Here is a 7,992-nt window from a genome sequence, read left to right on the forward strand (position 1 = left end):
ATCAACTCTGTAGAGACAGGAGTTTCTCATGCACGACGCGCCAGACGCCGCTCGCGAACACTTCACCGTCCACCCTGTAGATTTCGATAATCTACCACCGGTCGACGACATGGAATTGGATTATCTGATTGAACCACTAAAAGATCAGTCGTTTACGCGGCTTGCAAAAACCCTTGGCATATCTATTTCGATCTTTGCTTCCGCTTTCGCGCTATTTGCTCTCTTCATGTTTGTGCCAACTGATAGCTTTGCGGGCTTTTTCGGTAAAGCCACCATAGCATTTCTTGGCTATATGTTATTTTTATCCATCATTGGTAATCTTCGCTTCTCTAGCTTATTTACCTTAGTCACCAAACTCTTTATTCCTGTTCTTTTTATACTATTAATCATAGGCACCAACGACTCTCATCTATCTTGGCTTCTACTCCTCTTTATCAGCATCGTCTTTCTTCTATATCTTTCCCGCCAGGTTAATTTATTCCTAATGGACACAGTTTCGCGATACGCTGACGTGAACAAAGACGTAAAGCAAAAACGTCCGGTGATAAAGCCATTTCTCCAGGTGAGGACGGTCGTCGCAATCGCCGCTTTAGTAACAGTGATAGGAATTACTAACTACATCGTTGAGGGCCATTTTCATGTATACATTCATGCCCTGGTTTTCTTTTGCTTACTAGCCGCTGCTGCTGGGTTAGCCATCAAAAGAAGCCGTCTTTTACCAGAAAAGTACTGGAGCATCTCTATAAAATCCTTCTTGCTATGGATATATGGTCTTCGTTTTGATAGCTCTTATGCCCCTGGTGCATACCAGCCTGCCGTTAAACATTCACACCGAGTTTTCTTAACGTTCGTTGCCGTTTTTTTTATATCGATAGTCATAACACCGGCAACACGTTATTTTGCTTTGATCTATCACATGCCACCATTAGAACCATTTTCTGAAATATTTTTCGATATGCAATCGAAAACCAATTATGACGGCACCTTCAGTGCGTGGTTTTCAGAAAAGCTAAAAACAGATATTCCGCCACCAAACGATCTTAGAGAAATACCCTATGTACTTAGCACTCCTGAGCAGCAGGATGCGTATCTTAAAAGATATAAAAATTGGCAAGATGCGAATTTTGCGTCTTTTCTGGAAAATGTTCCATTAGGGTACTTAATATTTACCATCGATTTGGCGTTCAAAAAAAATATTGGATTTCTTATTTTTGGTTTATTTTCTCTAGCAGCATGCCTCATCGTTCCTTTGATAGCCACATGTATATTTATAAGCTACTTTTTACCCTGGAACGATCGACGGTTTCTGGAGTATACGGACAAGATAAAGAAGCAAACGCTAACGGCCGATGTTTGGGAACGGCATGTCAGCAGATTGCAAAACTCAAAAGATAAGATTGAGAGAAATCACATCTTTGTCGGAGAGCATCATCCCTCTGGTATCCCGATACTGATGGACAGTTCGGTGTTGTCAGGCCACGCCTATATCTCTGGAGATACCGAATCGGGAAAAACCGCCCTCGGAATGATACCTCTTATGACTCAGTTAATGAGAATGACCAAGGCGCGGAACCAAGATTGGGGCGAGAAAAAAGCGAGCTTCGTCATTCTCGACCTGAAAGGAGATAACGTATTTTTTCAAACGGCGCAGCAGGAAGCCAGAGACGCGGGGCTGCCGTTTCTATGGTTTACACCAGAAATGGGTTACTCGTCTTATATCTTTAACCCGTTACAACAACGGGCGCATAAAGCGCTTTCCAAGATGGCGCAAGCGGAGATGCAACTCTCGGCGTTATCGTTAGATCACGGAACTGGGTATGGTAAAAGTTTTTATTCCAGACAAGCACGCGTATGGCTATATCGCGCAATATCTGGAGATTTACCTGATGAGGTAACTAAGAACCACAAGAATCCTGAAACATTTGGAGATTTAAGGGATCTAGCAGTGGAATTTGAACGTATGAAGAATATCGATCGCTACGAGAAAGAAAACATCGCGGAGCTAACGTCGGTATTGAAAACATTAGAGGGATTCGTTCAACTCAATGAGATACCAGAAGACCCAGAAACTCAGACAATTGAGTTCTCCGATGTCGTGCAACAGCCGCATGTTATCTATTTCTGGCTACCTGCGGTCATTAACGCCTCCAGTGTGCGCGAAATAGGAAAACTGGCGCTCTACAGCCTGCTAGCGGCTGCGTATCAGCAACACCGAAGTGGGAAGGAGCAGATAACAACTTATTGCTTTATAGACGAGTTTCAGCGGATTGCGACAGAAAACTTCAAAGTGGTCATGCAACAAGCGCGATCCATGAAAATCCCGATGATTCTCAGCAGCCAAACACCTTCTGATCTTCGGGAAGACACTAATGATATTTTTCCGACAGTGCAAGGTAATACAAGAATGTGGCATACATTCGGAACCAGTGACTTATACCACGGACACTTAGTCATGGAATCCTCCGGTGAAGTAGCGCGGGTTCTTCGTGGATGGAGCCGTACGAGCGGTACAGCAGGTGGAACAAACACAGAGTCGTTTCAGGAAATTATACGGCCTAGGCTATCGAAGAATCATCTGTTGGAAATGACAGATGATGAGTTCGGCGGCGTATTCCAACTTAAAAAGGGGGCGGGTTACTCAAGATACTTTGGCTATCCCATGATCGTGCGCTCCGGATACTCGATGTCCTGGGAGGAGTACCAAGCGCGGGCAAGCCGCCCCTGGCCAGACGGAGATCGGCACACCGTGACCACCACAGTGAACGACAGTGTGAGAGAAAGGCAAGAAAGACGGAAAAGCAGAAGACAGAACAGAAAGAAGCAGGGCTCTAGTGAGTCCATGTGAAAAGGCCGTCGTCACTACCGATCGCGGTAGTGACGACGGCCCGGTCAGGTCCGCAGCAGACGGAATAAATGGAGGTTTTTTCCGTCTCGGTGGAGGGGATGGGATTGATCACTGCGTGATGGATAGCTAGACTTGGCACTGCAACCACGAATTTTGCTCCTGCCCCTGCCTCCTGAGAGGTCGCCTCGTGCGGTCCCAGGTAGCAACCGGCGGGACAAATGGCCTAGCCAGCCAGCGCTCAGGGAGCGCATAACCGGCTACCCGGCATCGAGGAGACGATCTGCCACAATGCTGGGTGCTGGTCCGGAAAGTGCCGCTGGGCGGCCTTATGGACCAACTAAAGACACCGTATCAGTCCTCGGCATGACCTCCAGGTTCCAGCCGTGGATGGCGAAAATCCGCCACCTTCAGGTTCTCATGACTCATCAAAAACCTACTTGCCCACGGGCAAACTAGGCGGGTCATAAACACTTACCAAACGAATTTGCGAGACCTGAACTACGAGCTGAAACAGCTCATGAAACGCAATCGGGACGGAAGCCATGCCACGCAGGCGAACCGTCACCGTATGCTCCAGCAGGTGGCCAACCAGCTTCATGAGCTTGGCTACAAGAAGATGCACGCCTCGGATTTAAAAGGGCGGCATGTCCAGGCTCTCGTGGAGCGCTGGACACGCGAGGAGATTGCACCGGCATCAATCAAGAACCGCATGTCAGCACTGCGCTGGTGGGCCGAGAAAGTCGGCCGCTCCTCCGTCATCGCGAGAGAAAACGCCCATTACGGAATTCCCGACAGAACCTATGTCACGAACAAATCCAAGGCGCAAACAGTTTCAGAAGAGGCGCTCTCGAAGGTAAAAGACCCCTTCGTGGCCATGTCGCTGGAGTTACAAAGTGCCTTCGGTCTACGGCGGGAGGAAGCAATTAAGTTTGTCCCGAGCTACGCGGACAAGGGCGATTTAATTTGCTTGAAAGCAAGCTGGACCAAGGGCGGCCGTGAGCGGGAGATTCCAATTCGTAATGCCAAGCAAAGAGAGGTTCTCGATAGAGCCCATAAGCTCGCCGGGCGTGGCTCACTGATTCCGCAATCTCGCACCTATATCCAACATCTGAAAGTCTATGAACGCCACACGGCAAACGCGGGACTTTCAAAGATGCATGGGCTTCGTCACGAATACGCACAAACCCGCTACCAAGAAATCACGGATGAATTAGCAAAAGAAAGAGGGCTCTCCTCTGGCTGGTCTGCCCCTGCCGCTGGAGGTCCAGAAAAAAAGAAACTCTCCGCATTACAAAAATCGATCGATCTCGACGCAAGAGCGAAGGTTTCTCTCGAATTAGGTCACGAGAGAACGCAAATCACATCAGTGTATCTCGGAAGCTAAAAAAACCCGGCAGAAGCGAGATGCTTCTGACGGGGCGGATTCTATTGAATATTCGTTCTAATCGCCGAAACGAACTTCCGTTGATTAGGCGTCAGTTCTGGCGATAGGGCTAACTGAATCAACCCAAAAAAAATCACCAGTATTCCTAACCACTTCAGCACACTCCAACGAAACGCCAATTGACGTTCTAACAAGTTCCGTTTATATATAAAATTCCGTTTATACATAAGGATATACGTCCTTGTATAAAGCCCAGGGAGTCCGTGAAGACTTTGGCCCTGAGCTTGTTTTTATTTAGCTGATAGCCGCGAGGCTTTCAGCTGCTCTTGCCTCTCTCGCATACCACGAGAGGGGCGCTTTTCCGACGAAAGTGCAGTCTTTTTCAACCGCGAGTATCGCCGCATCGACTTGCTTTCCGTTTTCCGTGCATATTGGCACTTCAACATTCAGCTCCCAAAGCTCTGGAAGCCAAACACTGCCAAGCTCGGGAAACCCCATCCCCAGATCAGCAAGCCCAAAGGCAATGCGCTCATCTTGAGGATCAAGCTCCGTCAAGAGCCATGTGGCCCTCGTGCCTGGGAGAAAGAGCTTCGCCACTGGCCAAAAGTCTGGCTCAGCGTCTGTCCCTTTCTTTGGCTCCATCTCCTGACCATTGGCTAAAAGCCTTTGGTATGCCTCAGCACCTAGTATTTGCCGCGTCCATTTGCGGCATGTTCCCTTATCCATATCCCGATTCTCCTTTATTCGGGGTCCTTACTAAAACGCTTGTAGAGAGTCTCTCCAAGCGCTCGAAGAAGACCAACAAGGTCTTCTGTCCTTAACTGCCGGGCGATCATCCTGACCACCTGGCTACGCACCCATAACCTCTTGTCATAGAGTTCTTGTGAAACTCCCGGAAGCCCGTGGTAGGCCCACAAGCATTCAAGGTCATCAAGCGCGTTCACAATGTCACCTGCGAGCATCTCTGCTTGCTGGTGACGATCTGCATCATCCATGTCTCACCTCATCGTTCCTTGGTTCATCCTCGACCGGCTCCTCGCCCCTCCGGCCAGGGGGTGTGCAATGCCTTCCCCAGGAAGGCGTACCCTATGAACAGCTCAACGCGGACCTTCCACGTCTTAGGGCAGCACAGACAAAACTGAATGATAAAAATTGAGTGTTGAAGTCGGGATTGCGCGTTGCATCAATGGAAAAAGTATAGGCCAAGATTTTTTTTTCTAGGCAAGAGGTGCGGTCTCCAGGTAGAGTCGAAATGTCACCAATGTGTGTACCACATGGTTGATACTTTCGAGCGTTAGCAACACTCCTGGCAAACCTGGCCTCACCAGCCAGGCTAAGGGCGTGGGGGTAGCTTCCCACGGCGTGTTGTGCGCGTAGAGCCGGATGCATCGAGAGGTGCTTGTCCGGTTCGACGGAGGCTCGCCGGTCTAATCCTTCGGATACCGATTTTGGTTTTTCACAACATCATAGCGAGGTTTTCTCCCGATTTTTCCAAACTCCCGAAGAGTAATCCCGGCGTTCGATCCGATGGGGTTGTGGGCGCGATCGGCAACGATGGCGCTGGTGGGCTGGGGCGACGGAGAAAAACCTTGCTCTGCCCTCTTCATCGAGGCGTTGCAAGGCTGTGGTGTTTGGAAGCGGGTGAAGCGCGCTTTGGCGTGTGTAATCCCGTCATGGGGGTCCGGGCCGTTACCGGTTCGTTCAACCATGCTGGCGCGGGGAACTCCTGGCGTGGCAACACGCGGGACCGGGCTGAGACCAAGCCCGGGTATCCGCCTAAACAGCGGAACGCGAATAGCTCAACCGTGAAAGGCGCGTAAGCGCTTGCCAGTAAGCTCAGCACGAGACGGTGCCGAACGGCGAACGGTTTTTGGGGATGGGTAAGCTGACGCTTCTAGGTTCGGTCGGCTGAAATCTCGATCATCGGATCGAGGAAACTATGCCGTAGCGGGAGCTACGGACATACCTCAAAGACTTGGGTCATGAAACCCTAGCGACGTGACGTTCTGAGCAAACTTCATCACTAATCCGGGAATCACTATAGCAGCCGGTCTAGCCGCCGGTGCCTAAGACTGTCACTTAGGTGCTTAAAACGCTGTAGTGAGGGAGTGTGTCCTGAGTAGAAGCAAGCGGAAAGGATGCGCAACCACTATGGATTGCGCAACGACAACTAAAGAACCTAGTAGGCAAAAGAGCATCTGTCCTCACAGGACTGGCTTTTGATGCTGCTAGATTCTCTCCGCTTGGCGATGTTCGCGGCAAGGCAGTCGCGGCTCGTTCTTTACGCTACCGGGTGGTGCCGTAGCGGCGATGACGAAAGGGACGACGCGCTTTTTAGCGCTCGAAAGTATCTGGGCGCAGTATCAAGCGTGGGGCCACTATAGCCCCCAACGCTTGAGCTGCACCTTGTCCTTGGCTGGGCCGTTCATGTGGCTTGATGAGATGTCCTTTGGCGAGGAAATCTCATCAGGCAACCTAAATGCTAGCGAGGTAGTCTATAGGCAAAACATGGTTTGTCTAAAGGTATTCGGCAAGGTTTGTTCATTAAATGACTCAAGGTTTCAGGTTGCCTCTTGAGGTTCGTTTCAATGGTTAGGCTTTCGAGATTGTGCCAAAAACAATCTCTCACCTGAGTGGAAAACATGGAGGACAATGGCGCTATGGAATACCAGTGTAAAGCGATGTCAGTGGAAGGATTTATTCAACAACTGGCCGTCTGCTACGTTGGAAGGGGTTACTGGTTTTACGTGGAAGGATGGATACCCGAAACCAAGAGTCCGGAAGCCGTCGATGAAAAGCTTATCGAAAAGTACGGCATTGACCTGTCGAAATATCAGCGCTGTCGAAGGAAACGTGCCGGATATGCAAACATGCAATACATCCGCTCTGGCCGCTACTTTCTACTCCTTGCGACCCATGGCGTGCATGATTTTTTTGAGGAAGAAGCCGGGAATATCAAGGATGTCAGACGAAGGCCGATCAAATATGGCGGTTATTCCGTCTCCTACTCCAATCAGACCGCAAGCGTCAGAATCGAGCAGGACACCTACAAGGACCTTCGTGCCTACTTCCTGGAGATGGCCGTAAAACGCTCTAAAAAGGCCCTGGAGCGGGATTTTCGGAGCCTGCCCTTGGAACCTTACGCACCGGTCCGACGGCAGCTCTGGTCCCTGTTTAGGCTGACGAGCGCCAAACGAAAGACAGCCGCCCTCCCCTCTCTCGATCCTTCATGCCTCCGGCTGAAGCGGAAAATCTACAAACCCTTCGAGAAGATACCGCCTATCCTGGAAAAACCCGAGCAGGATACCGCTAATAAAATAATACAAACAGTATAAACGATATATACGATATTTCGACATGATCACGCACAGATTCAGGTCCGCGATCCGTTCTACCTTGGCAATGCTCCTGGGGCTAACCGCCTGGCTCGTACCGATGACGTGGGTGTGGCTGTTCCTTCCTGACTACCGGGACGGAGTTGCATGGGCGCTTGCGCGCGGATGCTTGAATCCGCTGGTGTCCACCCTTGAGCACCTGGGCGAGCAAGCACCCTGGGTCTGGATCACCTCGCTCGGCTTTGGCGTGGCCGGATGGCTGGCTCAACACCCCCGAATGCGTGGGCTGCCCTACGCCCTTCTGGCCTTCCCCGCAAGCGTGCTGGTGTTGCGGCTTTACATGGCCATCAACCACGCCTAGACGCGCTCGGGCCTAGAAACTCAAAGCCCCCTCCCCTCTTCTTCCCTGGCGTGAACGCCTGGCGGTC

Annotated in this window: 7 protein-coding genes; 4 read left to right on the forward strand and 3 right to left on the reverse strand. The window is 50.5% G+C overall.

The window, feature by feature from the left end; genetic code table 11:
• Positions 1–28 precede the first annotated feature (28 nt).
• Both CKO23_RS18100 and CKO23_RS18105 read left to right on the forward strand, forming a co-directional pair.
• Complete coding sequence (locus tag CKO23_RS18100; protein ID WP_200333229.1) at positions 29–2,845, forward strand: hypothetical protein; 2,817 nt, start codon at positions 29–31, stop codon at positions 2,843–2,845.
• Positions 2,846–3,329: 484 nt separating this feature from the next.
• Positions 3,330–4,229, forward strand: a complete 900-nt coding sequence (locus CKO23_RS18105) for a phage integrase N-terminal domain-containing protein (protein WP_200333230.1) — start codon at positions 3,330–3,332, stop codon at positions 4,227–4,229.
• A gap of 294 nt (positions 4,230–4,523) precedes the next feature.
• Here CKO23_RS18105 and CKO23_RS18110 read toward each other — a convergent pair whose 3' ends face one another.
• The 3 genes from CKO23_RS18110 to CKO23_RS18120 all read right to left on the reverse strand — a co-directional run bounded on the left by CKO23_RS18110 (position 4,524) and on the right by CKO23_RS18120 (position 5,938).
• On the reverse strand, positions 4,524–4,955 hold the full coding sequence (locus tag CKO23_RS18110) for a DUF2958 domain-containing protein (protein ID WP_200333231.1): 432 nt from the start codon (positions 4,953–4,955) through the stop codon (positions 4,524–4,526).
• Positions 4,956–4,969: 14 nt separating this feature from the next.
• Positions 4,970–5,224: a hypothetical protein gene (locus CKO23_RS18115; protein ID WP_200333232.1), complete on the reverse strand. Its 255-nt coding sequence runs from the start codon at positions 5,222–5,224 to the stop codon at positions 4,970–4,972.
• A 432-nt stretch (positions 5,225–5,656) separates the two neighbouring features.
• A complete protein-coding gene (locus CKO23_RS18120) occupies positions 5,657–5,938 on the reverse strand; it encodes a hypothetical protein (protein WP_200333233.1) in 282 nt (93 codons plus the stop codon).
• A 933-nt stretch (positions 5,939–6,871) separates the two neighbouring features.
• On the opposite strand from CKO23_RS18120, the gene CKO23_RS18125 reads away from it, so the two are divergent.
• Together CKO23_RS18125 and CKO23_RS18130 are read left to right on the forward strand one after the other, a co-directional pair.
• On the forward strand, positions 6,872–7,564 hold the full coding sequence (locus CKO23_RS18125; RefSeq protein ID WP_200333234.1) for a hypothetical protein: 693 nt from the start codon (positions 6,872–6,874) through the stop codon (positions 7,562–7,564).
• Between the two features lie 181 nt (positions 7,565–7,745).
• Positions 7,746–7,925 (forward strand): hypothetical protein, encoded by a 180-nt coding sequence (locus CKO23_RS18130; protein WP_200333235.1) that lies wholly within the window; start codon positions 7,746–7,748, stop codon positions 7,923–7,925.
• Positions 7,926–7,992: the final 67 nt, after the last annotated feature.

This window comes from Thiocystis violacea, from assembly GCF_016583565.1.
In the GTDB taxonomy this organism is placed as follows: domain Bacteria; phylum Pseudomonadota; class Gammaproteobacteria; order Chromatiales; family Chromatiaceae; genus Thiorhodococcus; species Thiorhodococcus violaceus_A.

Bases quoted from the DNA above. Each gene is read 5' to 3' on its own strand.
- CKO23_RS18125 (WP_200333234.1), top strand. From the start codon at position 6,872: ATGGAGGACAATGGCGCTATGGAATACCAGTGTAAAGCGATGTCAGTG.
- CKO23_RS18110 (WP_200333231.1), bottom strand. From the start codon at position 4,955: ATGGATAAGGGAACATGCCGCAAATGGACGCGGCAAATACTAGGTGCT.
- CKO23_RS18115 (WP_200333232.1), bottom strand. From the start codon at position 5,224: ATGGATGATGCAGATCGTCACCAGCAAGCAGAGATGCTCGCAGGTGAC.
- CKO23_RS18100 (WP_200333229.1), top strand. From the start codon at position 29: ATGCACGACGCGCCAGACGCCGCTCGCGAACACTTCACCGTCCACCCT.
- CKO23_RS18120 (WP_200333233.1), bottom strand. From the start codon at position 5,938: ATGGTTGAACGAACCGGTAACGGCCCGGACCCCCATGACGGGATTACA.